The organism is Microbacterium sp. SSM24 (genome assembly GCF_025989145.1).
GTDB lineage: Bacteria > Actinomycetota > Actinomycetes > Actinomycetales > Microbacteriaceae > Microbacterium.
This window is the reverse complement of record NZ_JAPDNQ010000001.1, coordinates 2,478,752-2,500,945: the sequence shown is the minus strand read 5'-3', so window position 1 is coordinate 2,500,945 and position 22,194 is coordinate 2,478,752. Positions and strand designations below refer to the sequence as shown.

The 22,194-nt window shown below is 70.1% G+C and carries 21 protein-coding genes; 5 read left to right on the top strand and 16 right to left on the bottom strand.

The window, feature by feature from the left end:
• Positions 1 to 21 precede the first annotated feature (21 nt).
• Positions 22 to 291 (bottom strand): 30S ribosomal protein S15, encoded by a 270-nt coding sequence (gene rpsO / locus OL358_RS11535; RefSeq protein WP_056121136.1) that lies wholly within the window; start codon positions 289 to 291, stop codon positions 22 to 24.
• Between the two features lie 199 nt (positions 292 to 490).
• Between rpsO and OL358_RS11530 the strand changes: the two genes are divergently transcribed.
• Positions 491 to 1,798, top strand: a complete 1,308-nt coding sequence (locus OL358_RS11530) for an MFS transporter (protein WP_264710289.1) — start codon at positions 491 to 493, stop codon at positions 1,796 to 1,798.
• Positions 1,799 to 1,881: 83 nt separating this feature from the next.
• On the top strand, positions 1,882 to 2,910 hold the full coding sequence (locus OL358_RS11525; RefSeq protein ID WP_264710109.1) for a DMT family transporter: 1,029 nt from the start codon (positions 1,882 to 1,884) through the stop codon (positions 2,908 to 2,910).
• Here OL358_RS11525 and OL358_RS11520 read toward each other — a convergent pair.
• From OL358_RS11520 to OL358_RS11505, 4 genes are all read right to left on the bottom strand, one after another.
• A complete protein-coding gene (locus tag OL358_RS11520; protein WP_264710108.1) occupies positions 2,873 to 3,436 on the bottom strand; it encodes a YceI family protein in 564 nt (187 codons plus the stop codon). The genes OL358_RS11525 and OL358_RS11520 overlap by 38 nt on opposite strands.
• Before the next feature lie 140 nt (positions 3,437 to 3,576).
• The gene (locus tag OL358_RS11515; RefSeq protein WP_264710107.1) at positions 3,577 to 3,945 is read right to left on the bottom strand and encodes an FKBP-type peptidyl-prolyl cis-trans isomerase; all 369 of its coding nucleotides are present in this window, start codon (positions 3,943 to 3,945) and stop codon (positions 3,577 to 3,579) included.
• Positions 3,946 to 4,106: 161 nt separating this feature from the next.
• Complete coding sequence (locus OL358_RS11510) at positions 4,107 to 4,412, bottom strand: hypothetical protein (RefSeq protein WP_264710106.1); 306 nt, start codon at positions 4,410 to 4,412, stop codon at positions 4,107 to 4,109.
• Between the two features lie 7 nt (positions 4,413 to 4,419).
• The gene (locus tag OL358_RS11505) at positions 4,420 to 5,631 is read right to left on the bottom strand and encodes a PrsW family intramembrane metalloprotease (RefSeq protein ID WP_264710105.1); all 1,212 of its coding nucleotides are present in this window, start codon (positions 5,629 to 5,631) and stop codon (positions 4,420 to 4,422) included.
• 62 nt (positions 5,632 to 5,693) lie between these two features.
• Here OL358_RS11505 and OL358_RS11500 point away from each other — a divergent pair, with 62 nt between their 5' ends.
• Positions 5,694 to 6,557 (top strand): fumarylacetoacetate hydrolase family protein, encoded by an 864-nt coding sequence (locus OL358_RS11500; RefSeq protein ID WP_264710104.1) that lies wholly within the window; start codon positions 5,694 to 5,696, stop codon positions 6,555 to 6,557.
• A 65-nt stretch (positions 6,558 to 6,622) separates the two neighbouring features.
• Here OL358_RS11500 and OL358_RS11495 read toward each other — a convergent pair whose 3' ends face one another.
• The 5 genes from OL358_RS11495 to OL358_RS11475 all read right to left on the bottom strand — a co-directional run bounded on the left by OL358_RS11495 (position 6,623) and on the right by OL358_RS11475 (position 11,391).
• Positions 6,623 to 7,102, bottom strand: coding sequence for a DUF4190 domain-containing protein (locus OL358_RS11495; protein WP_264710103.1), 480 nt, complete (start codon positions 7,100 to 7,102; stop codon positions 6,623 to 6,625).
• A gap of 88 nt (positions 7,103 to 7,190) precedes the next feature.
• Complete coding sequence (locus OL358_RS11490; protein WP_264710102.1) at positions 7,191 to 8,669, bottom strand: aspartate ammonia-lyase; 1,479 nt, start codon at positions 8,667 to 8,669, stop codon at positions 7,191 to 7,193.
• A 118-nt stretch (positions 8,670 to 8,787) separates the two neighbouring features.
• Positions 8,788 to 9,726, bottom strand: a complete 939-nt coding sequence (locus OL358_RS11485) for a phosphodiesterase (protein ID WP_264710101.1) — start codon at positions 9,724 to 9,726, stop codon at positions 8,788 to 8,790.
• Between the two features lie 31 nt (positions 9,727 to 9,757).
• On the bottom strand, positions 9,758 to 10,090 hold the full coding sequence (locus OL358_RS11480; protein ID WP_264710100.1) for a peptidase: 333 nt from the start codon (positions 10,088 to 10,090) through the stop codon (positions 9,758 to 9,760).
• Positions 10,087 to 11,391: an inorganic phosphate transporter gene (locus tag OL358_RS11475; RefSeq protein ID WP_264710099.1), complete on the bottom strand. Its 1,305-nt coding sequence runs from the start codon at positions 11,389 to 11,391 to the stop codon at positions 10,087 to 10,089. Before OL358_RS11475 ends, OL358_RS11480 begins: the two co-directional genes overlap by 4 nt.
• A 190-nt stretch (positions 11,392 to 11,581) precedes the next feature.
• On the opposite strand from OL358_RS11475, the gene OL358_RS11470 reads away from it, so the two are divergent.
• A complete protein-coding gene (locus OL358_RS11470; RefSeq protein WP_264710098.1) occupies positions 11,582 to 13,705 on the top strand; it encodes a S9 family peptidase in 2,124 nt (707 codons plus the stop codon).
• Positions 13,706 to 13,881: 176 nt separating this feature from the next.
• On the opposite strand, the gene OL358_RS11465 is transcribed toward OL358_RS11470, so the two are convergent.
• The 6 genes from OL358_RS11465 to coaBC form a co-directional block, all read right to left on the bottom strand.
• Positions 13,882 to 14,718, bottom strand: coding sequence for a type IV toxin-antitoxin system AbiEi family antitoxin domain-containing protein (locus OL358_RS11465; RefSeq protein ID WP_264710097.1), 837 nt, complete (start codon positions 14,716 to 14,718; stop codon positions 13,882 to 13,884).
• 213 nt (positions 14,719 to 14,931) lie between these two features.
• Positions 14,932 to 15,960, bottom strand: coding sequence for an ATP-dependent 6-phosphofructokinase (locus tag OL358_RS11460; protein ID WP_264710096.1), 1,029 nt, complete (start codon positions 15,958 to 15,960; stop codon positions 14,932 to 14,934).
• Positions 15,961 to 16,094: 134 nt separating this feature from the next.
• Positions 16,095 to 18,251, bottom strand: coding sequence for a DEAD/DEAH box helicase (locus OL358_RS11455; protein WP_264710095.1), 2,157 nt, complete (start codon positions 18,249 to 18,251; stop codon positions 16,095 to 16,097).
• 201 nt (positions 18,252 to 18,452) lie between these two features.
• Complete coding sequence (locus OL358_RS11450) at positions 18,453 to 19,097, bottom strand: hypothetical protein (protein WP_264710094.1); 645 nt, start codon at positions 19,095 to 19,097, stop codon at positions 18,453 to 18,455.
• A 72-nt stretch (positions 19,098 to 19,169) separates the two neighbouring features.
• Positions 19,170 to 20,081: a glycerophosphodiester phosphodiesterase gene (locus OL358_RS11445; protein ID WP_264710093.1), complete on the bottom strand. Its 912-nt coding sequence runs from the start codon at positions 20,079 to 20,081 to the stop codon at positions 19,170 to 19,172.
• A gap of 77 nt (positions 20,082 to 20,158) precedes the next feature.
• Positions 20,159 to 21,385 (bottom strand): bifunctional phosphopantothenoylcysteine decarboxylase/phosphopantothenate--cysteine ligase CoaBC, encoded by a 1,227-nt coding sequence (gene coaBC / locus OL358_RS11440; protein ID WP_264710092.1) that lies wholly within the window; start codon positions 21,383 to 21,385, stop codon positions 20,159 to 20,161.
• 48 nt (positions 21,386 to 21,433) lie between these two features.
• Here coaBC and OL358_RS11435 point away from each other — a divergent pair, with 48 nt between their 5' ends.
• Positions 21,434 to 22,150, top strand: coding sequence for an NRDE family protein (locus tag OL358_RS11435; RefSeq protein WP_264710091.1), 717 nt, complete (start codon positions 21,434 to 21,436; stop codon positions 22,148 to 22,150).
• Positions 22,151 to 22,194 lie beyond the last annotated feature (44 nt).

Here is a 22,194-nt window from a genome sequence, read left to right as displayed (position 1 = left end):
GCGATAGAACGCTGGACGCGATTAGCGCCGCAGGCCCAGACGCTCGATGAGCGAGCGGTAGCGGTTGATGTCGATGTCCTGGAGGTAGCCCAGGAGACGACGACGCTGACCGACCATCAGGAACAGACCACGACGTGAGTGGTGGTCGTGCTTGTGCTCCTTGAGGTGCTCGGTGAGGTCCTTGATGCGCTGCGTCAGCATCGCGACCTGCACCTCGGGGGATCCGGTGTCACCGGGGTGCGTCGCGTACTCTTCGATGATCGCCTTCTTGGCGTCTGATTCGAGCGGCATAGATGGGATCCCCTTTCTCGTCGTTGCGCGGTGCCCGACGCCTGATGCGCGAGCTCTCTTTATCCGCGGCCGATCAAACGGCAACCTCAAGAGTCTACCAGCCCGGATGACGCGGACGGTAACCGGCGGAGTCGGATGCCGCGAGGCCGGGATAGCCTCGAAGGATGCCTCTCCCTCCGCCCGCCGGGCACGCCCGGTGATGGCGCGCCTGCGTCGCGATCACTTCATCGACCTGCGGCCGTTCACGACCAGTCCGGCGTTCACGCGCATGTGGATCGGCTCCACTCTCGCCGGGCTCGGCGGTCAGCTGACCATCGTCGCGATCATGCTCCACGTCTACGAGCTCACCGAGTCGACCTTCGCCGTGGCGATGATCGCCGTCGCGGGTCTCGTTCCGATGATCGTCGCGGGACTCTATGGAGGGATGCTGGCCGACGCGTTCGACCGGCGGCTCGTGGCTCTCGTCGCGGCGACCGTGACGTTCGGCTCGACGGTGATCCTCGCGACGCTCGCGTGGGCCGAACTCGAGACGGTGTGGTGGCTGTACGCACTGAGCATCGTCAATTCGGCCGCGAACTCCATCGTCATGGCGGCTCGCCAGGCGATCGTGCCCCGGCTGCTCCCCCGGGAGCTGCTGCCGGCGGCGTCCGCCCTCGGCGGCATCACGGTGGGGATCATGGTGATGGCGGGGCCCGCCCTCGCCGGCCTCCTCGTCGCCTTCGTGGGCTACGCGTGGACCTACACCCTCGACGTCGTGCTGATGCTTTCGCTGTTCCTCGGCCTCTGGACGCTCCCTCGCCTGCTGCCGGAGGGCGACCTCGTGCGGCCCGGCCTGGAGTCGCTCAAGGACGGGGTCCGGTTCCTGCGGCGGGCCTCGAACATCCGCCTGCAGTTCCTGCTCGACATCATCGCGATGACGTTCGGGCAGCCGCTCGCGCTGTTCCCTGCGATCGGAGCCGTGCTGCTCGGCGGCGGACCGATCACGACGGGCGTCCTCACGGCGGCGATCGCCGCGGGCGCGTTCCTCTCGAGCCTGTTCTCCGGGCCTGTCGGCCGGGTTCGGCATCAGGGCCTCGGCATCGAGCGGGCGATCCTCGTATACGGCGCCGCGATCGCCGCGTTCGGACTCGTCCTCGGTGCGGCGGCACTGGGCTGGCTGGCGCCCGAGGTCGTCGACGCGACGTCGCCGAATCTCGTGCTCATCGCATTGGCGTGCGCGACGCTCGCGGTGGCCGGCGCCTCCGACAACGTCAGCGCGATCTTCCGCAGCACGATGGTGCAGGCCGCGGTGCCCGATGCCTTCCGCGGGCGCCTCCAGGGCATCTTCATCGTGGTGGTGGCGGGCGGCCCGCGCCTCGGTGCGCTCTACGCCGGCACGCTGGCCACGCTGACCGCGCTGTGGTTCCCGCCGCTGCTCGGCGGGTTCATCATCCTGGGCCTCGTCGCCTTCCTCGTGCGGCTCAGTCCGCGGTTCCGCGCGTACGACGCCGAGCATCCCGAACCGTAGCCGGACGGTCGCGCTGCGGCGGATTTCGGACGTCGCACTCGGCGGCGCGGCCGGGCGTCACCGCCCCGGCGTAGAGTCGCCGGGTGCCCTCCACCGACGCCCCCGCCGCGCTTCCGCGCGATCGCACGGCGTCGTCCGGCTGGGTCACGACCCAGTTCGTCCTCGCCGGAATCGTGTGGGGTGCGAGCTTCCTGTTCATGAAGGTGGCGCTCACCGGCATCTCGCCGGCGCAGGTCGCGTGGACCCGCATCCTGCTCGGTGCACTGACGCTCGGCGCCCTGGTGCTGCTGCGGCGGGAGGCGCTCTCGCGCAGCCTGAAGGTGTGGGCTCACCTCACCGTGCTCGGAGTGACGTTCTGCGTGATCCCGTTCCTGCTCTTCTCGTGGGCGCAGCAGCACGTGAGCTCGGGCGTCGCCAGCATCTTCAACGCGACGACGCCCATCATGACGGCGATCATGGCGTGGCTGGTGTTCCGGGTCGAGAAGCTGAACCTGGTCCAAGTGCTCGGCATCGGTGTCGGCATCCTGGGTGTCGTCGTGATCATCGCGCCGTGGCAGGGCATCTCGCTCGACGGCAGCCTGGTGGCGGAGCTCGCGATCCTGGGCGCCACCGCCAGCTACGGCTTCAGCTTCGCCTACATGCGCAAGTTCGTGTCGAACACCGGGATGTCGGCGCTCGGCTTCACGTTCGGGTACATCGCGATGGCCGGCGCGGTCATGGCCCTGCTCACGCCCTTCCTCGTGCTCACCCCGGTGGCCCTCGACGTGCCGATCATCGTCAGCCTGCTGCTGCTCGGATGCCTCGGCACGGCGATCGCCTACGTGTGGAACCAGAACACGGTCCGGGCGTGGGGGCCGACCCGCGCCTCGACGGTAACGTACATCACCCCGGTGGTGGGCGTGATCCTCGGCATCCTGATCCTCGGCGAGACCGTGACGTGGAACGAGCCGGCCGGTGCGCTGATCGTGTTCCTCGGCATCCTCCTCGCGCAGGACCGCCTGCGCCGGCGTCGCCGGAACGACGAAGGGACGGACGCCGCGGCATCCGTCCCCCCACCCGCCGATGCGGACGAGCTCAGTCCTGCTGCAGAGCGCCCTGCAGGTCGAGCGTGATGGTGATGTCCTTGCCCACGAGCACGCCGCCGGTCTCGAGCGCGGCGTTCCAGGTGAGGCCGAAGTCCTCGCGGTTCACGACCGTCTTCGCGGTCGCTCCGGCCTTGTAGTTGCCCCACGGGTCGGTGCCGAAGCCGCCGAACTCGAAGTCGAAGGTCACCGGCTTGGTGATGCCGCGGATGGTGAGGTCGCCGTCGACGAGGAAGTCGCCGTCCTCGACGCGGGTGCGAGTCGACCGGAACTCCATGGTCGGGTGGTTCTCGACGTCGAAGAAGTCGGCCGAGCGCAGGTGGTTGTCGCGGCCCTCGTCCTTGGTGTCCACCGATGTCACGTCGACGCTCGCCTCGACGGTTGCCTCGAGCGGGTTCTCCGGAGCGACGAGCGTGGCGCTCTTCATGCCGAACGTGCCGCGCACCTTCGAGATCATCATGTGGCGCACGCTGAAGGTCACCTCGCTGTGGGAGGGGTCGAGCACCCAGGTGCCCGCCTTGTAGCCGGGAACGTCGATCGTGGTGGAGTCGGTCATGGTCTTCCTTCGTCTGGGGAGTGCCGCGGTCGCGGCGGCATGACAGGTCCAACGCACGGGCGCCGGGGTTCTATTCCCATGAATAGAAAAAGGGGCGGATGCCGCGGCATCCGCCCCTTTCGGAGCTGTGAGCGAGTCGGTCAGCCGACCGCGATGAGGTCGATGATGAAGACCAGGGTCTTGCCGCCGAGGAAGTGACCGCCGGCGGGGCCGTAGGCGAGGTGCGGCGGGATCACGAGCTCGCGGCGTCCGCCGACCTTCATACCCGGGATGCCGTCCTGCCAGCCCTGGATCAGGCCGCGGAGCGGGAACTGGATGCTCTCACCGCGGCTCCACGAGGAGTCGAACTCCTCGCCGGATTCGTACTCGACACCGGCGTAGTGCACGGTGACGGTGTCGCCGGGCTTCGCCTCGGCGCCGTCGCCCACGATGATGTCGCGGATGACCAGTTCGGTGGGGGCCGGACCCTCGGGGGCGTCGAACTCGGGCTTGGTGCGGTCGTCAGTCATGCATCCATCCAACCCGAGCCGGTCGCCCCGGTCAACGCGACAGGCCCTCATGACAAGACTCAGCGCCCGGTGTCGCGGCGATGCCTGCGTTACAACCGGGCGCTGAGTTGATCTGCCCTCAGGATGCCGGGGCGGGTGCGAAGGTGTCAACCCCCTCGCGCCTACGCCCGCCACTCCGCGACGAAGTCCGCGACGCTCTTCCCGGCGAGATCGCGGCGCACGCGCTGGAGCAGCAGATCCGCCTCCGCGACGGTGCCGGCAGACACGCGCAGCACCTCGCGTCCGGTCTCGAGGCGCACCACGATGAGGTCGGTCTCGGACGGGCCGGCCTCGAGATCCCCCGCGAAGCCCGCGGCGATGGTGGCGACCGTCCGCAGCGCCCTCGCCCACACGGGGCCGCCGCGTGGAACGAGGCTCGCCTCCAGATAGAGCGAGGCAGGTTCGAATCCCGGGTCGTCGATGCTCATCCGTGCCCTACGGAGCGAAGAGCGCGGCGCGTGCCGCGGTCGCTCGCTGGAGGAGGATCCGCTCGTCCTCGGCGGCGCTCGGGTCGCGTCCGGTGATCGCGCGCTGTCGCGCGGCCGCGAGGGCCGTGGCATCCGCGATGAAGCCCTTCATCAGCGCCGTGCGATCGCCTCGCAGCGTTGCGGCCCATGCGAGACCGGCCTTGCGGCCGGCGCCCGTCGCGAGCATGTCGGCCTCCTGAGGCGTGAACCAGCCGGCGGCGGCGTACTCCCCCAGCCGTCGACGGGTCAGGCGCGACTCCTCACGGCGCAGCGCGATGATGCCGAGGATGAAGCCCACGAACAGCGGAACCTGCAGCGTCAGGTAGAGCCCCCAGAAGTCGCCGAGCACCGCGGAGGCGTTCCAGATGGCGTGGAGGATCGTGGCGCCGATCATCCCGACGATCCAGGCGCCGAAGGCGCGCCCGCCGCGCGAGCCCCTGCGAGCCGCGAGCCCCAGCGCGAACCCGGTGACGCTCGTGAACATGACATGCGCGAAGGGCGACAGGATGCCGCGCATGAAGAACGTGATCGTGGTGTCGGCGGCGCCGCCCTCGAGGAAGCTGATCGCGAAGTACTGGATGTTCTCGGTGAACGCGAAGCCGGCGCCGATCAGCGCCCCGTAGACGATGCCGTCGACCGGTCCGTCGAAGGCCCGCCGGGCGACGAGGAAGATGATGTACACGCCGAGCCCCTTGCCGAACTCCTCGACGATCGGCGCCTGGATGATGGCGGACACCGCCTCGGCCTCGGGGCTCGCGGCTCGACCGAACACCATCGTCAGGAGGACGTCGACGCCGAGCGCGATGCCGACCGCCGCGATCGCGCCCCACGCCACGGCGAAGATCACCAGGCTGCGGGGCTCCGGCTCCCACCGGTCGACGATCCTCACGGCGACCAGCACACCCGCGAGCGGGATGAGCGCGAGGAGCATGCCGATGAGCGACGCCGCCGGACCGATCGCGTTGAGGAAGTAGCCGACGAGGGCCACGAGGACGACCACCAGGATGCCGGCGATCCAGATCGGCGCGGTGCGACCCGGTCGCGGAAGCACCGGCACCACGGCGGGAGACACCGTGGCCGTGGGGATGACGGCCGGCGTCGCCTGCCGGGGCTGGGCGAGGGCCGACGGGAAGTCGGGCGGCACCAGCGATGGCCGGTCGTCGCCCTGCGCGTGCGTCATGCGCTCAGCCTATGGCCGCCCGACGCCCGGACCCCGATGCGTGCGGCCGGTAGGTTGGAGGAATGCGTTTCGCCCATGTGACCCGGCCTGGCCAGGGCGACCCTCGCCTCGTCCTCGTGGACGGCGATGACGCCGTGTTCGTCGATGAGCTGTTCGACGGGGCACCGCGACGCCTCGAGGACCTCATCGCCGGCGGCGACGCTCTGCTCGAGCGCGTGCGCGAGACGGCGGATGCCGGGGCGCGGCATCCGCTCTCGGATCACCGTTACGCGTCCGCGCTGCTCAACCCGCCGGTGATCCTCGCGATCGGCCTGAACTACGCCGCGCACTCGAGCGAGCTCGGCCTGAAGACCGACTCGACCCCGACCGTGTTCGTGCTGTGGCCGAACTCGCTCACCGGCCACGACGGGACGACGACGTGGCCCCGCTCGCTGAGCGAGTCCATCGACTACGAGGCCGAGCTGGGCGTCATCATCGGCACGCCCGCCAAGGACGTCTCGGCCGACGACGCACTCGACCACGTGTGGGGCTACACCGTGGTCAACGACATCACCGCGCGCGACATCCAGTACTCCGAGGCGCAGTGGTCGCGCTGCAAGTCCTTCGACGGCTTCACCCCGACCGGACCCTTCGTCGTGACGCGGGACGAGATCCCCGACCCGCAGGACCTCCACATCTGGACGGTGCTCGACGGTCACACGATGCAGGACGCGTCGACCAACCAGATGGTCCGCTCCGTCGCGACCCTCATCGCGCACCTCTCCACGTCCGCCACGCTGCTCCCGGGAACGCTCATCTCGACCGGCTCCCCCGGCGGGGCCGGCTACTCGCGCGACCCGCAGGTCTTCATCCGCGACCGGTCGACGGTCACCGTCGGGATCGACGGCATCGGCGAGCTGACCACGCACTGCCGCATCCTCGACTGAGACCTCGCCCGCACGGGCGAGGGCGGCCCGCCGGCTGGCTGACCGCCCTCGAAAAGGGATCGCGATCAGGGGGTCGTGTTCACGACCTCGCTGCACGGAACCTGCACGCCCCAGACCGTGACGGTCGCGTCGGGGTTGGCGATGCACGTGCTGGCCGCGGAGAACGACGGGATCACGAGCGCGAACAGCACGATGATTCCGACGACGATCGCGATCGCGCTGATGATGATGGCCGCGATCGCCCAGCCGTTGCCGCGCCCGGCCTTCTTGCTCTGGACGAGCGCCACGATGCCGAGGATCAGCGGAATGATCGCCAGCGTGCTCAGGACGATCGACAGGACGAACGCGATGATGCCCATCGTCCGCCCGGGAACGGGGGCGTTCGCCGGGGCGCCGTAGGCGGGCGGCGGCGCCGCCGCGTACTGGGGTGCGGCGCCGTACTGCGGCTGCGGGGATGAGCCGTACTGCGGCTGCGCAGCGCCATAGGCGGGCGGTGCCGGCGGAATGTTCGACGCCGGGTCGTTGGGGTTCTGCGGATCGGTCATGCGTGTTCCTCTCACGTGGGCCTGTGCACGACCGTATCGGGCGACGCATCGGCCAGGCAACGACCGCGCCGACACGGCGCGTCGCGCGTCAGATCTGCGGGTCGTCGACGACGAGCGGCTCGTCCACGGGTGGAATCACCGGAATGGCGGCGGTGATCACCTCGAGGCCCGACAGCCGTGCCGGAGAGAGCTGCTTGGCGACGTCCTCGGCCGACATGAGGCCGGCCTCGACGACGAGATCGCCGACGTTGCGGCCCGTCAGCAGCGCCGTCTTGGCCAGCGCGGCGGAGGCGGCGTACCCGATGAAGGGCGTCAGCGCGGTCACGACGCCGACGGACGAGCCGACCATCGCACCGAGACGCTCGCGGTTGGCCGTGATGCCGTCGACGCAGTTCACGCGCAGGGTCCACATCGCCCGCCGCATCCAGGTGATCGACTGGAAGATCGAGTGCGCGATGACGGGCTCGAACGCGTTCAGCTGCAGCTGCCCGCCCTCGACGGCCATCGTGACGGTGAGGTCGGCGCCCGCGACGGCGAAGGCGACCTGGTTCACCACTTCGGGGATGACGGGGTTGACCTTGCCGGGCATGATGCTGGAACCCGCCTGGCGGGCGGGGAGATTGATCTCGCCGAAGCCCGCCTGCGGACCCGACGACAGCAGCCGCAGATCGTTGCAGATCTTCGACATCTTGATCGCGTTGCGCTTGAGCGACGAGGAGAACGACATGAACGCGCCGGTGTCGCTCGTCGACTCGACGAGGTCGGTCGCGAGATCGAGATCGAGGCCGCTGATCTCGCGCAGGTGGCGCAGCACGGCCGCGCTGTAGGCGGGATGCGTCGTGATGCCGGTGCCGATCGCCGTCGCGCCCATGTTGATCTCGTAGAGGAGGTAGGCGTTCTCGTTGAGGCGGCTGTAGTCCTCGCCGAGTGTCGTCGCGAAGCCGTGGAACTCCTGCCCCAGGGTCATCGGCACGGCATCCTGCAGCTGCGTCCGTCCGACCTTCAGGACGTCGTGGAACTCGACGGCCTTGGCGAGGAACGCCTTGCGCAGCAGATCGAGTTCGTCCAGCAGTGAGCGCAGGTCGAGGCCGAGGCCGACCTTGATCGCGGTCGGGTAGACGTCGTTCGTCGACTGGCTGCGATTGGTGTGGTCGATCGGCGAGAGGAAGGCGTAGTCGCCCTTCTCGCGCCCGGCGAGCTCGAGCGCGATGTTGGTGATGACCTCGTTCGCGTTCATGTTCGTCGACGTGCCGGCGCCACCCTGGATCACGCCGACGACGAACTGGTCGTGGTGCTCGCCGTCGATCACGAGCTGCGCGGCACGGTCGATGAGGTCGGCCTTCGCGGGATCGAGCACGCCGATCTCGCGGTTGGCGCGGGCGGAGGCCTGCTTCACCATCGCGAGGGCGACGACGAGGTCCTTGTAGACCGAGATCGGCCGCTTCGAGATGGGGAAGTTCTCCAGCGCGCGGGCGGTGTGGATCCCCCAATACGCGTCGGCGGGGATCTCGAGGGATCCCAGGGAGTCGGTCTCGGTGCGAGTGCGCGTCATTGCGTCCAGAGCCATGGTGCTGGTCCTTGTGGGTTGGTCACGGCGGTGTGGGAACTCTTCAACCCTACGCGCGGACCCGCAGCGGCGCCGGTGTACTCCGGGTACATCCGTCGCGCTCCCCTATACGCCGCGTCTATCGCGCGGGTTTGCGGGAGAAGGCCTCGAGACGCTGCTCGGGCGTGAGGTGCGACATCCGCTCCACCCACTCCGCGGAGAAGAAGTCGCCCGTCGGCGCATCGACCACGGGCACGACGGCGTGGGTGATCGTGTCGTCGTAGACGTGCACGAGGTGGAACGACTGCCCGGCATCCATGCCGTTCACCTCGGCCGCCGGCCGCGCGAGATTCATCGTGTAGCAGGTGGCGGCGGCGACGCTGACCGGAACGCCCGCGAAGAGGCCGCTCGTCGAGTAGTGCAGGTGGCCGGCGAGGATCGCACGCACGTCGGTGCCGGCGATCACCTCGGCGAGGCGGCTCTGGTCGCGCAGCTCGAGGATGTCGAAGAGCGGCACGTGCGACGGCAGCGGCGGATGGTGCATCGCCAGCACCGTGCCGAGCGGGGCGGGAGTGGCCAGCACGTCGGCGAGCCACGCGAGCTGGGCGGCGTCGAGATCGCCGTGGTGCCACCCCGGGACCGTGGAGTCCAGCACCACGAGCCGCAGACCCCCGAGGTCCCACACGCCGGTCACGGGCTGCTCGGTGGGCTCGAGCCCCAGCAGGTCGCGTCGCAGCGCGGGCCGCTCGTCGTGGTTCCCCGCGACCCAGATCACCGGTGCACCCAGACGGGCGGCGACCGGCTCGACCGCCTCGCGGAGGGCGACGTAGGCCTCGGGCTCACCGAGGTCGGTGAGGTCGCCGGTGAAGACGATGGCATCGGGGCGGATGCCCGTGGCCTCTGCGGCCTCGAGCGTCAGCCGCAGGTTCGCGGCCGTGTCGAACCGGTCGGCGAGCGCACGGTTGCCGGCGAGCAGGTGGGTGTCGCTCAGATGCAGCAGCGTGCGCTTCGCGGGGGCGTACTGCCCGAACGGGACGGATGCCGCGGCCCCGGCGGCAGAGGGAGGCGTGGCGACCATTCCCCCAGCCTACGGCCGGGCTCCGACGGGCTCAGTGGTTGAAGACGATGAGCAGCAGTCCGCCGAGGACGGCCGCCCCCGCGACACCGAACGACAGGTAGGCGCCGACGAGCGCCACGCGCTTCTGGCCGTCGGTGAGCGGACTGCGCTTGGCGGCCTTCGCGGCGGCCTTCTCAGCCCTCCGCGCTTCCTTCTCGGTGATCACGGTGATCGCATCCGTGAACTCTGCCGGTGCCACGACGGGCGCGCGGCCGGCGCGGACGAGCAGGCGCAGTCCGGTCGCATAGGCGGCGACGACGATCGTCGCGGCGATGAAGGCGGCGATGAACACCTGGACGAAGGCCAGCCAGTTGATGACGATCACGCGTCGCCCCCGTTCGTCGGTCCGCGTCCAGATCGCTCGGCGGCCTTCGCGGCCTTGGCAGACCTCTTGGCCTCGGCATCCTGCGCCGCTCGCTGACGCGCCTCTTCGCGGACGATGGCGCGCTGACGGCGCGTCGGCGGCGGGTTGCGCTTGACCTTGACGGCCTTGCCGGAGTCGGCGACCTCGCTCATCGCGTTGGCGGCGGTGACCTCATCGCGGCGGGAGCGCATGAAGAGGAACAGGATGATGAGCACCGCGATGATCGCGTCGATGATGACGCCCCACACGGGCAGCCAGACGACCAGCAGCGCGGCGAGCGCGCCCACAGTGCCCGCGGCGGGGAGCGTCAGCAGCCAGCCGACCATGATGCGGCCGGCGGTGCGCCAGCGCACCGTCGCGCCGCGGCGCCCCAGACCCGAGCCGATGACCGAGCCGGACGCCACCTGCGTGGTCGACAGCGCGAAGCCGAGCGCGCTGGAGGCCAGGATGGTCGAGGCCGTCGAGCTCTCGGCCGCGAAGCCCTGGGCGGGCTTCACGTCGGTGAGTCCCTTGCCGAGCGTGCGGATGATGCGCCAGCCGCCCATGTAGGTGCCGAGGGCGATCGTGATGGCGCACGCGAAGATGACCCACGTCTGCGGCTCGGGGTTGCTCGCCGACTGCAGGCCCGACGTGATCAGGAGGAGGGTGATGATGCCCATCGTCTTCTGCGCGTCGTTGGTGCCGTGCGCGAGCGCGACCAGCGAGGACGTGAAGATCTGTCCGACGCGGAATCCGTCCCGGCCGTCGGGCTTGCTGTCGTAGCGACGCGTGATCGCGTAGGCGATCTTGGTGGCCGTGAACGCGATGATGCCCGCGGTGAGCGGCGCGATGATCGCCGGAAGGATCACCTTCGACATCACCACCCCGAAGTCGATCGCCATGACGCCGACGCCGACGATCGTGGCGCCGATCAGGCCGCCGAAGAGGGCGTGCGACGACGACGACGGAAGCCCGAGGAGCCAGGTCAGCATGTTCCAGGTGATCGCGCCGATGAGTCCGGCGAAGATGATCTCCGGGAAGATGGTCGCGGAGATCTCGGATTCCTTGATGATCCCGCCGGAGATCGTCTGCGCCACCTCCGTCGACAGGAACGCGCCGACGAGGTTCAGCAGCGCAGCGAGGAGCACCGCGGTCTTGGGCTTGAGCGCACCCGTCGCGATGGGCGTCGCCATCGCGTTCGCAGTGTCGTGGAAACCGTTCGTGAAGTCGAAGAACAACGCGAGTGCGATGACCAGCACGATGATGAGGGTTGCGGTTTCCACCGTTCGCTTTCCGTAAGGGGATGTGGAGAAGATGCCGACGGGATCGGCGTGACGAACGAACAGTTCACCGTGAGTTCAGGAACCGGCAACCGGCCAGAAAGAATCCTTACACCGCCCCGCCCTTCGGTCAACTCGGGACGGGGTGTGGAACGAGGGTCCCGTCACGCTCCGACGCGGCTACCGTGGGACCGTGACCGTCCACGACACCCCCGCCGCAGCATCCGCCCCCGTCGCCGACTCCCGGCCCGTCGTCCGCAGCCATCACGGCGACGACGTCGAAGACCGCTACGAGTGGCTGCGCGCCAAAGAGGATGCCGCCGTCCTGGCCCACCTCGAGGCCGAGAACGCGTACACGCAGCAGCGCACCGCGCACCTCGACGGCCTGCGCGCGAAGATCTTCGACGAGATCAAGGGCCGCACCCTCGAGACCGACCTGTCGGTGCCCACGCGCCGCGGCGAGTGGTGGTACTACGGCCGCACGCTCCAGGGCAAGCAGTACGGCATCCAGTGCCGATCGCCGCTCGCCTCCCCCGACGACTGGACGCCCCCCGAGCTCTCCCCCGACGTCGACGTGCCCGGCGAGCAGATCCTCCTCGACGGCAACGTCGAGGCCGACGGCCACGAGTTCTTCTCGCTCGGCAGCTTCGAGATCTCCAACGACGGCACCCTCATGCTCTACGGCGTCGACGTCGCCGGCGATGAGCGCTACACCGTGCGCGTGCGCAACGTGGAGACCGGCCGGCAGCTGCCCGACGAGATCCCCGGCACCTTCGCCGGGGCCACGTTCTCGCCCGACGGGCGCTTCATCGTGTACACCACGGTCGACGACGCATGGCGACCCGACACCGTGTGGCTCCACGAGCTGGGCACCCCGGTCGACAGCGACGAGAAGCTGTTCCACGAACCCGACGAGCGGTACTGGGTCGGGGCCGGCTTCACCCGCAGCGACCGCTACCTCATGATCGAGGTGGGGTCGTCCATCACGTCGGAGGAATGGCTGGTGGATGCCGCGGCCCTGCGCTCCGAGCCGCGTGTGGTGTGGCCGCGATCCGAGGGGGTCGAGTACGAGTCGTCCCACGCCGTCATCGACGGCGAGGACGTGCTCTTCGTGCTGCACAACGACGGCGCGCTGGACTTCGAGCTCGTGCGGGTCGCAGCATCCGATCCCCGCGGCGAGCGCACCGTCGTGATCCCCCATCGCGCCGGACACCGGCTGCTCGGCGTCTCGACGTTCCGCGACTGGGGTGTCGTGGGCTATCGCCGTGGCGGGCTCCCCCGGCTCGGTCTGCTCGACTACACCACCGGCGCCGTGGACGAGCTGGAGTTCGACGAACCGCTCTACGCCGTCGGCTCCGGCGGAAACCCCGAGTGGGCGCCGCCGCTGCTGCGCATCGGCTACGGGTCGTTCACGACCCCCGGCACGGTGTACGACTACGACCTGGCCAGCGGCGACCTGCTCCTGCGCAAGCGCCAGCCCGTCCTCGGCGGGTACGACCCGGAGGCCTACGCGCAGGCCCGCGTGTGGGCCACGGCCCAGGACGGCACGCAGATCCCGCTCTCGCTCGTGTGGAAGCGGTCGTTCGGCGAGGCCGGCGAGACCCCGCGGCCGCTGCACCTGTACGGCTACGGCTCGTACGAGCACTCGATCGAACCCGGCTTCTCGGTGCCGCGCCTTTCGGAACTCGACCGCGGCGTGATCTTCGCGGTCGCTCACGTGCGCGGAGGCGGCGAGATGGGGCGTCAGTGGTACGAGGACGGCAAGCTCCTCCACAAGCGCAACACGTTCACCGACTTCGTCGACTGCGCCCGGCATCTGGTCGACGGCGGCTACACCACGCCGTCGCAGATGGTCGCCGAGGGCGGGTCTGCGGGAGGACTCCTCATGGGCGCCGTCGCCAACCTCGCGCCCGAGCTGTTCGCGGGCGTGCTGGCGGACGTGCCCTTCGTCGACGCGCTCACGACGATCCTCGATCCGTCGCTCCCCCTGACCGTGATCGAGTGGGACGAGTGGGGCGACCCGCTGCACGACGCCGGCGTCTACGCGTACATGAAGTCGTACTCGCCGTACGAGAACGTGCGAACGGATGCCGCGTACCCGAAGATCCTCGCCGTGACGTCGCTCAACGACACCCGCGTGCTCTACGTCGAGCCGGCGAAGTGGGTCGCACGTCTTCGCGAGGTCGGAGCCGACGCCCTGCTCAAGTGCGAGATGGTCGCCGGTCACGGCGGCGTCTCCGGCCGCTACAACGCCTGGCGCGAGCGGGCGTTCGAACTGGCCTGGCTGCTCGACGTCCTCGGCGTCGCCGACGCCTGACCCTGCGGCGACGGCGCGGCGCGGCATCGGCGCGGCGCGGCATCCGCTCGCCCGTCCCGCCGCTGCTGTCGCGTTCGCTGCGCAGGAGAAATCCGATGGGCAGGACGATCTGCACGGCCAGCATCCTGTCGTGCGGATTTCTCCTGGCTACGGATCGTGGCACGCACTCCCGGCACTCAGCGGTGGAGCCCCTGGGCGATGGCCATCTGGACGGTCGCGACAACGGCGTCGGGCTGGAACAGCACCTGGTAGTAGTCGAACCGCAGCACCGTGAAGCCCCGCAGCACCAGGTCGGCGTCGTGACGGATGTCGCGCCGACGATCGGCCGCCTGATGGTGGGCGAATCCGTCGAGCTGAACGATCAATCGTCGCCCGATCAGTCCGTCCACGTGATGGCCGATGAGCCGCACCTGCTGCCGCACCGTGATCCCACTGGTGCGCATGAGGATCAGGAATCGCGTCTCGATCCCGGAATCGGACAGGTCGGAGGACTCCGCCGCCAGCCTTCGCGCGGCCTCGCTGCGCCATTCGACCCGCTTCAGGACGAGTGGGTCGACGGCGCGGGAGCGCACCGCGGATTCCCACACAGCCAACGCCTCCAGCGGCGGGACGCATCTGGCCACGTGGAACAGGACGTTGATGAGACTGTCGGTGACAGAACCGGAGGGCACGGGCGCCGGACCCCTGCTCCAATGGACTCGGAGGCCGATCTGGTCGACGCGCGCCGCGGTCGGCGGTACCGCGAGATGGATCGCGTCGTGATCGGGAGTCCAGAGCCCGGCACGCTTCGCCGCGGTGAGGCAGGTCAGCCGGCCGCCGGCCTCGACCGCGCAGCGGATGTCGGGGTCGCACGTCGCCGAGACGATCCAGCGCTTCCGCACGCGCTCGGCGACGCCTTCCGCGACGGCCCGCCGGATGCCGTGCACCGTGAAACCCTCTTGGCGAGCGTCCTCGGTGCGCATCGCTCCGCCGCGTGACTCGAGCCGTCGCGCGAGCTCGTCAACTGATCGCATCCGACGATGATTGTGGCCGCGGCATCCGGCCACCTCCGGGACCGCGCAGATGTGAGGCGCTGCGCCGAACCTCCGCCTTGTGGAGGAGGCGCAGCGCGTCCCCAGCGCAGGAGGAATCCGCTACACAGGACGATCTGTCCAGGATCGTCCTGCACAGCCGATTTCTCCTGCGGCACGCATGGCGCAGCCGGCGGCACGCATGGCGCAGCCGACTCAGCCGAAGAGGGCGGCGGCCTCTTCGTAGCGGTAGAGCGGCACGGTGTTGAGCTCGCCGAGGGCCTCGGCGAACGGCACGCGCACGATGTCGGTGCCGCGCATGGCCACCATCTGGCCCCACGCCCCGTCGACGACCGCGTCGGCCGCGTGCAGGCCCAGCCGCGTGGCGAGCACGCGGTCGAAGCCGGAGGGCGAGCCGCCGCGCTGGATGTGTCCGAGCACCGTCGAGCGGGTCTCGATGCCCGTCCTCCGCTCGATCTCGGGCGCGAGCACCTCGCTGATCCCGCCGAGACGCGGACGGTTGAAGGCGTCGAGCCCCTTGTCGGAGAACGCCTCGTCCTGACCCTTCAGCTTGAAGCCCTCGGAGACGACGATGAGGGGTGCGCGGCCGCGGTCGTGAGCCTTGGAGACGAGGTCGCAGATCTCGTCGATCGACATCGGCACCTCGGGGATGCAGATCGCGTGGGCGCCTGCGGCCATGCCCGCGTGCAGGGCGATCCACCCGACGTGGCGCCCCATGACCTCAGCCACCATGCAGCGCTGGTGCGAGTCCCCCGTGGTGCGGAGGCGGTCCATCGCGTCGGTGGCGATGTTCACCGCCGTGTCGAAGCCGAACGAGTAGTCGGTCGCGCGGAGGTCGTTGTCGATCGTCTTCGGCACGCCCAGCACATTGATGCCGTCGTTGGCCAGGCGGTTGGCAGCTGCCAGGGTGCCCTCGCCGCCGATCGCGATGATGCCGTCGATCCGGTGGCCGTAGAGGGTCTTGGCGATGTTCTCGGCCCCGCCGCGGGGACCCTCGTACGGGTTGGTGCGGCTCGTGCCGAGAATCGTGCCGCCGACCTTCGACAGGCCCTTCACCTCGTGACGGGTCAGCGGGAAGAAGTCCGCATCGACCACGCCGCGCCAGCCGTCGCGGATGCCGACGAACTCCAGGTCGTACGACGTGGTCCCCTTGAGGACGACGCCGCGGATGACCGCGTTGAGTCCGGGGCAGTCGCCACCGCTCGTCAGGATGCCGATCTTCATGGCTGTGGTCCTCGCTGTAGGGAGAAGAGGGTCGGCGACGCTGCCTCACCCGACATTAGTGCCCGGATGCCGCACCCTGCCACACGCGCCGCCGCGGCCGATCCCCGTCGAGACGGGGTCGGCCGCGCCGTCTGTCAGTCCGCGCCGAGTGCCTGGCGCGTGAGGTGCATGAGCGCCGACAGCTGCACCGAGTCGCTCGACTGCGGGTCGACGGCCTCGCCGTCGAGCGCCCGCTGGGCGAGCCCCTGCTTGGAGTCGATCAGCTCGGCGATCTTCGTGTCGATCGTGTGCGCGGCGATGATGCGCCACGCCGTGACCGGCTCGTCCTGGCCGATGCGGTGCACGCGGTCGATCGCCTGCGTCTGCTCGGCGGCCGTCCACGAGAGTTCGGCGAGCACCACGTTGGACGCCGCCTGCATGTTGAGCCCGACGCCTGCCGCGGTCAGCGAGCAGACCGCGATCCCCACGCCCTCGTCGTTGTTGAAGTCGTCGATCGCCTGCTGGCGGACCGGCGTCGTCTGGTCACCGCGGATCGACACCGTGCGCAGGCCGGCGCCCGCGAAGTGCGCCTCTGCGGCATCCATCACATCGATGTGCTTGGCGAAGAACACGACCTTGCCGACCGAGCGCTGCAGCTGCACGGCGTAGTCCGCCGCGAGGAGCGCCTTGGCCTGGCCGATCTTGCGCACCATGGTGAACACGTTCTCGGAGCCGGTCCCGGCGGCCTTGGACTCCTCGAGCTCGTTCTGCGCCACGAGACGCACGATGTCGCCGTCGATCTCGCCGGGCGCGAGGCCGCGGTCGCCGCGGGCCTCGATGATGCGGCGGTAGCGCGCGGCCAGTCGCTCGCCGAGTTCGCGCTCCGCTTGACGGATCGAGCGGCCGAACTCGTCGTCCAGCTCGACCGGGAGGTCGGCGATGAGCTTGTCGGGCAGGTCGGCGGCGACGTCCTTCTTCTTGCGACGCACGATGCCCATCGAGATCACCGCGTCGCGGGCCTCGGGGTAGAACGCCTTGTCGGCCGGGGTGAGACCCGTGTCGTCGAGCTTCTCCATCAGCGCGGGACCGGGCTTCTCGCCGGTCGTCCAGCCGAGGAACCGCCAGATCGCGTCGAAGTCCTCGACGTCGTTGATGAGCGGGGTTCCCGTCAGCGCGAGCAGCAGCGGGTTGCGCACCTGCTCGCGGATGCGTGCGGCGAGCGCGAGGACGTTCTGCGAGCGCTGCGACGAGAGGTTCTTGATGAAGTGCGCCTCGTCGACCACCATGCCCTTCAGGCCCAGGTCGCCGAGCCAGGACAGATGCCGGTCGAGGACCTCGTAGTTGACGATGAAGACGTCCGCGAACGCATCGATGGCCTCGCCGTCACCGTGGATGACCGTCGCGCGGCGGTGGGGCGTCCAGCGCTCCACCTCGCGGGCCCAGTTCATCTTGACGACGTTGGGCACGACTGCCAGCAGCGGATAGGCGCCGGCGACGGATGCCGCGAGCACGGACTCCGCGGTCTTTCCGAGTCCCGGCTCGTCGGCCAGGAGGAAGGTGCGGTGGCCCTCGCGCACGGACTCGAGGAAGCGCGACTGGTGCACCATGATCTCGAGGCCTTTGGGAGAGAGCCTGTCGAACTCGGGCACGGGCGGAAGGTCCATGGTGGCGGCACCGCCGCCGGCACCGGTCTCGAACGCCTTGTAGAGCGGACCCATGAGCTCCCAGCCGTCGAGACGGCGGCGCGGCGTCGGCTTCGGGGCGCGGAGGGAGAGGTCGGGCGCGAGGAACGGGTTGGACTCGCGGCGCGATTCCACCTGCAGCGGCACGACCTGACGCTCGGCCAGCGCGGCGGGGACGACCGTGGCCGCGACCGGGGCCGCGTCGGTGATGATGAGCTCGTCCGGGGGCAGCTCCGCACCCGACTCGAGCAGCCAGTCGCGGCGCATGCGTCGCGCGACCGGCGAGGCGGCCTGATCGACTTCGAGCAGCTGGATGAGCGACGTGTCGCGTGCCGCCGTCTTGGCGAGGATGGTGGCGACGCCGTCGAGCCGCTTGAGCAGCTCGGCGCGCGCGGCATCCGTCACCGCGGTGTCGCTCTTAACACGGGCGCGCTCCTCGCGCACCAGGAACGCGATGACCTGGAACTTGACGCGGTTCGTCGGACCGAGCTTGCCTCGCTGGGCTTTGGCCTCGACCTCGCGCACCTTGCGCGCGAGGATCGGGATGATGGGCGCCTCGTCGTCTCGACGTGCGGCCGAAGACTTGCGGCGGCGCTGCGCCGACGTCTGGGCGGGTGCCGTGGGCGGCATGCTCCTCCTGAGCGTGAATGCCGGCGAACCGGCGATGAATCGGTGCGGACACCGAAACGACTGCGATGCTCCCGCTGGCGGCGCGGACGCCGTCGCGAACACGGGGCGGGTGCTCTCACCGTCGGCCGCGGGCACTCGCTTCAGCGAGCTGCGACATCGACAGCGGATTCCCCGGGTGTCAGTCTAGCGGATGCCGGTGGCTCAGCCCCAGACCGTATCCACGATGTCCTCGGTGTAACCCTCCGGCGCGAAGTTGAGCCACGACGTCGACACCCAGCCGCCGTCACCCACGTAGTGGGTCTCGCCGCTGGTGTAAACCTGGTCGTCCTGGGTGACGCCCTTCTGCTCGAACCGGCACACCGTGCCGCTCCCGAGGGGCTCGCACGCCGCCCCCGACGCGGCGAGCTCCGCGAGGATGAACTCTCCCTGCTCGGCATCGATCGCGGTGACGTTCGTCGCCAGCCCGTACTCGCCGGGCAGCCCCCACGAGCAGCGGAGGGTCGCCGCGCCCCCGTCGATGATCTGGTTGAGGTCGATGTCCTGCGTCGAGAGCATCGTCACGTCCGGGTCGTTGAGCGGCGGGTTGTCGGCGGTGAGACTGCTGAGCATGGCCGCGGAGTAGACGTCTTCGCACGACGCCGGGACCTCGAATCCTGCACCGGGCAGTTCCGTCTCGATCGGCGTCGGCGAGGCACCGGTGGGACGCGTCGAGATCGACGGCGTCGGATCTCCCGTGGAGCCGGGGCCCGCCTCGGGGCGGCAGCCCACGATGAGGGCGGCCGCGACGGCCAGTAGGCCGATCGTGCCCAGGGAACGGACCGCGATCCGACGTCGATCGTGCAGCATCCTGCCTCCGTGCTCGTAGGACCTCTCGACCCTACGACGCCCGCGCGGGGAAATCCGAGGGACGCGCCGCGGTCATGGGCCGACGCGCTCGTGGCCGGCCGACGCCGCCTGCCACTGCGACAGCAGGTGCGGGTCGTCGGTCACGATGCCGTCCACGCCGAGCGCGGTGACCGCATCCCACTGCGCGTCGTCGTTGAGCGTGTAGACGACGATGCGCCCACCCGCGGCGTGGATCTCCTCGACGACTTCGGGTCGCTCGAGCACAGCCTTGCGCGAGACGACGATGCCGCGCACTCCGGCTTCCGCGGCGGCGGCCGCGGCGTCCTTCGGGAGGTGCTTGAGGATGAGCAGGCGCGAGACGACCTCGGACTCGGTCGCACACAGGGCGAGCGTGCGGGCGTCGAAGCTCGCGAGGGCGACGCTGCGCTCGAGGTCTCGCGCGGCGATCTCATCGATCGCGCGGGCGACGGCTGCGGCATCCCACGTGCCCTTGAGCTCGACGATCGCGCGCCCTCGCGCGGCGGCGAGCACGTCGAGGAACTCGGCGAGCGTCGGCACCCGCGTGCCCGCGTACGCCGGATCGAACCACGAGCCGGCGTCGAGGGCGCGGACCTCGGCGAGCGTCAGCTCGGCGAGCGGCCCGGTGCCGTCGGTCGTGCGATCCACTTTGCGGTCATGGAGAAGCACGGGGTGCCCGTCGGCCGTGAGCGCGACGTCGACCTCGACGTAGTCGAACCCGCCGGCCAGCGCGGCCGCGATGGCGGGGAGGGTGTTCTCGGGTGCGGTGGCGCCGCCGCCGCGGTGACTGGCGATGAACGCCGCGTCTCCGGGCGTGCGCGGATCCCCCATGAGCTCCGTGGCGCTCACGCGCGCAGGACTGGCGCCGAGGAAGGCGATCACCAGGCTGGCGGCCGCGAGCACGCAGACGACGAGCAGAGCGTGGGTCCGGTCGCTGGTGCGATCGGATGCCGCGGCAGGGGGCATCGGGCATGTCCTCCGGGTCGAACACCGTGTCATCGTCGACACGGTGCGCCCACTCTACATGCGTCGTTACCTTTCTGTTACTTATTTCTGGAGCGGATGCCGCGCACGGCATCCCAGATCGCGTCGGCGACGGCGCGCTTGGTTCCGTCCACCGTCGCGACGACCTCACCGGAGGCATCCAGCAGCGTCACCTCGTTGCGATCCGCTTCGAATCCCTGCGCCCAGCCCACCTGGTTCACGGCGAGCAGATCGGCGCCCTTGCGCGCGGCCTTGCGGCGTCCGCGGTCGAGCAGGGTCTCGCCGTCCTGGGGTGTCTCGGCCGCGAATCCCACGACGATCTGGCCGTCGCGCCGGCTCTGGACCAGGCCGGCGAGGATGTCGTCGTTCTCGACGAGGTGCAGCGTGATGCCCGGCCCGGCCGCGGCATCCTTCGACAGCTTCGCGTCCGACACCTCCGCGACGCGGTAGTCGGCGACGGCCGCCGCCATCACGACGACGTCAGCCCCTGCCGCGGCGTCGCCGACGGCGGCCGCGAGCTCCGCGGCCGTCCCGGCACGCACCACCTCCACGCGCGGGTGGGCGGATGCCTCGGAGAGCACGCCTTCGTCCACATGCGCGGCGATCAGGAGCACGTCCGCGTCCCGATCGGCTGCCGCGAGCGCGACCGCGATCCCCTGCTTCCCACTGGAGCGGTTGCCGATGAAGCGCACGGGATCGATGGGCTCGCGTGTTCCGCCGGCCGATACGACCGCCCGCACTCCGGTGAGATCAGCGCTGCGGGCTCCCGTCGCCGCGAGCGCCTCGGCCACGATCTGCTCGGGCTCCGACATCCGTCCCGGGCCGCTGTCGCCGCCGGTGAGGGCGCCGTCGTCGGGCCCGACCGTGATCACGCCGCGCTCGCGCAGCGTCGCGATGTTGTGCACCGTCGCGGGGTGCCGCCACATCTCGGTGTGCATCGCGGGCGCCACGACGACCGGTGCCATGGTGGCGAGTAGGGTCGTTCCCAGGAGATCGTCCGCCAGTCCGGCCGCCATCTTCGCCAGCGTGTTCGCGGTCGCGGGCGCCACGATCACGAGATCGGCCGACTGGCCGAGCGCGACGTGACGGACGCGGGCGACGTCCTCGTGGACGGAGGTCGTGACCGGGTTGCGGCTGATCGCCTCCCACGTCGGCAGGCCGACGAAGCGCAGCGCGTCCGCGGTCGGCACGACGTGCACCTCGTGGCCCTCCTTCACCAGGAGGCGCACGAGATGCACCGACTTGTAGGCGGCGATCCCGCCCGTGACTCCGACCACGACGAACACCCTCCGATCTTGGCACGACCCGGATCGCCGCAGGCAGGAGAAGACCCGATGTGCACCGTCGTCATCCGCGTGCCCGAGTCGCCCCGGGAGCCCGTGCGGCTGCTCGCGATCCGCGACGAGGATCCGGAGCGCCCGTGGAACCCGCTCGGGCCGTGGTGGCCCGAGGCGCACGACGGGGTGGTGGGGGTGCGCGATGTCCGCGCCGGCGGCGCGTGGCTGGCCGCCGACCCCGGCACCCGTCGCCTCGCGGTGCTGCTGAATCGAGCGGATGCCTCGTCCCGCCCCGAGTCGGAGCTCGTGTCGCGCGGCGGTATCGTGCTCGACTCCGTGGCCGGTCGCTCCCCGGCGGGCGATCCGCCGACGCACGGGTTCAATCTCGTCGAAGTGGACGATCACGCAGCCCGGGTGACGACGTGGGACGGCGAGGCGCTTCGCACCGTCGAGCTCCCGCCCGGAACGCACATGATCGCGCACGACGACATCGACGATCCCGGCACACCCCGCATCGCCGCATGGCTCGACGAGTTCCGCGCCGCCGCGCCCGCCGGTGATCGCGTATGGTGGATTCCGTGGGTCGAGGTCCTGCGCCGTTCCGCCGAACTCGATCCGACGGATGATCGGGCGATCATCCGCGACAACCGCCCCTACGGGTATCCGACGCTGTCCTTGCTGGCGTGCGTCGCGTCGGTCTCACCCGATGATCTCGTGGTGCACTACGGCGAGCTGAACCGCCCCGGCCAGTGGGGCGGACTCGATCTCGGCTGAGTCGCCGAGCACGTTTTCCACAGCGATGACGCGTCCGGTCAATC

Bases quoted from the DNA above. Each gene is read 5' to 3' on its own strand.
- OL358_RS11485 (WP_264710101.1), bottom strand. From the start codon at position 9,726: ATGGTCGCCACGCCTCCCTCTGCCGCCGGGGCCGCGGCATCCGTCCCG.
- OL358_RS11530 (WP_264710289.1), top strand. From the start codon at position 491: ATGGCGCGCCTGCGTCGCGATCACTTCATCGACCTGCGGCCGTTCACG.
- OL358_RS11515 (WP_264710107.1), bottom strand. From the start codon at position 3,945: ATGACTGACGACCGCACCAAGCCCGAGTTCGACGCCCCCGAGGGTCCG.
- OL358_RS11495 (WP_264710103.1), bottom strand. From the start codon at position 7,102: ATGACCGATCCGCAGAACCCCAACGACCCGGCGTCGAACATTCCGCCG.
- OL358_RS11455 (WP_264710095.1), bottom strand. From the start codon at position 18,251: ATGCCGCCCACGGCACCCGCCCAGACGTCGGCGCAGCGCCGCCGCAAG.
- OL358_RS11445 (WP_264710093.1), bottom strand. From the start codon at position 20,081: ATGCCCCCTGCCGCGGCATCCGATCGCACCAGCGACCGGACCCACGCT.
- rpsO (WP_056121136.1), bottom strand. From the start codon at position 291: ATGCCGCTCGAATCAGACGCCAAGAAGGCGATCATCGAAGAGTACGCG.
- OL358_RS11435 (WP_264710091.1), top strand. From the start codon at position 21,434: ATGTGCACCGTCGTCATCCGCGTGCCCGAGTCGCCCCGGGAGCCCGTG.
- OL358_RS11500 (WP_264710104.1), top strand. From the start codon at position 5,694: ATGCGTTTCGCCCATGTGACCCGGCCTGGCCAGGGCGACCCTCGCCTC.
- OL358_RS11510 (WP_264710106.1), bottom strand. From the start codon at position 4,412: ATGAGCATCGACGACCCGGGATTCGAACCTGCCTCGCTCTATCTGGAG.
- OL358_RS11450 (WP_264710094.1), bottom strand. From the start codon at position 19,097: ATGCTGCACGATCGACGTCGGATCGCGGTCCGTTCCCTGGGCACGATC.
- OL358_RS11490 (WP_264710102.1), bottom strand. From the start codon at position 8,669: ATGGCTCTGGACGCAATGACGCGCACTCGCACCGAGACCGACTCCCTG.
- OL358_RS11460 (WP_264710096.1), bottom strand. From the start codon at position 15,960: ATGAAGATCGGCATCCTGACGAGCGGTGGCGACTGCCCCGGACTCAAC.
- OL358_RS11505 (WP_264710105.1), bottom strand. From the start codon at position 5,631: ATGACGCACGCGCAGGGCGACGACCGGCCATCGCTGGTGCCGCCCGAC.
- OL358_RS11465 (WP_264710097.1), bottom strand. From the start codon at position 14,718: ATGCGATCAGTTGACGAGCTCGCGCGACGGCTCGAGTCACGCGGCGGA.
- OL358_RS11520 (WP_264710108.1), bottom strand. From the start codon at position 3,436: ATGACCGACTCCACCACGATCGACGTTCCCGGCTACAAGGCGGGCACC.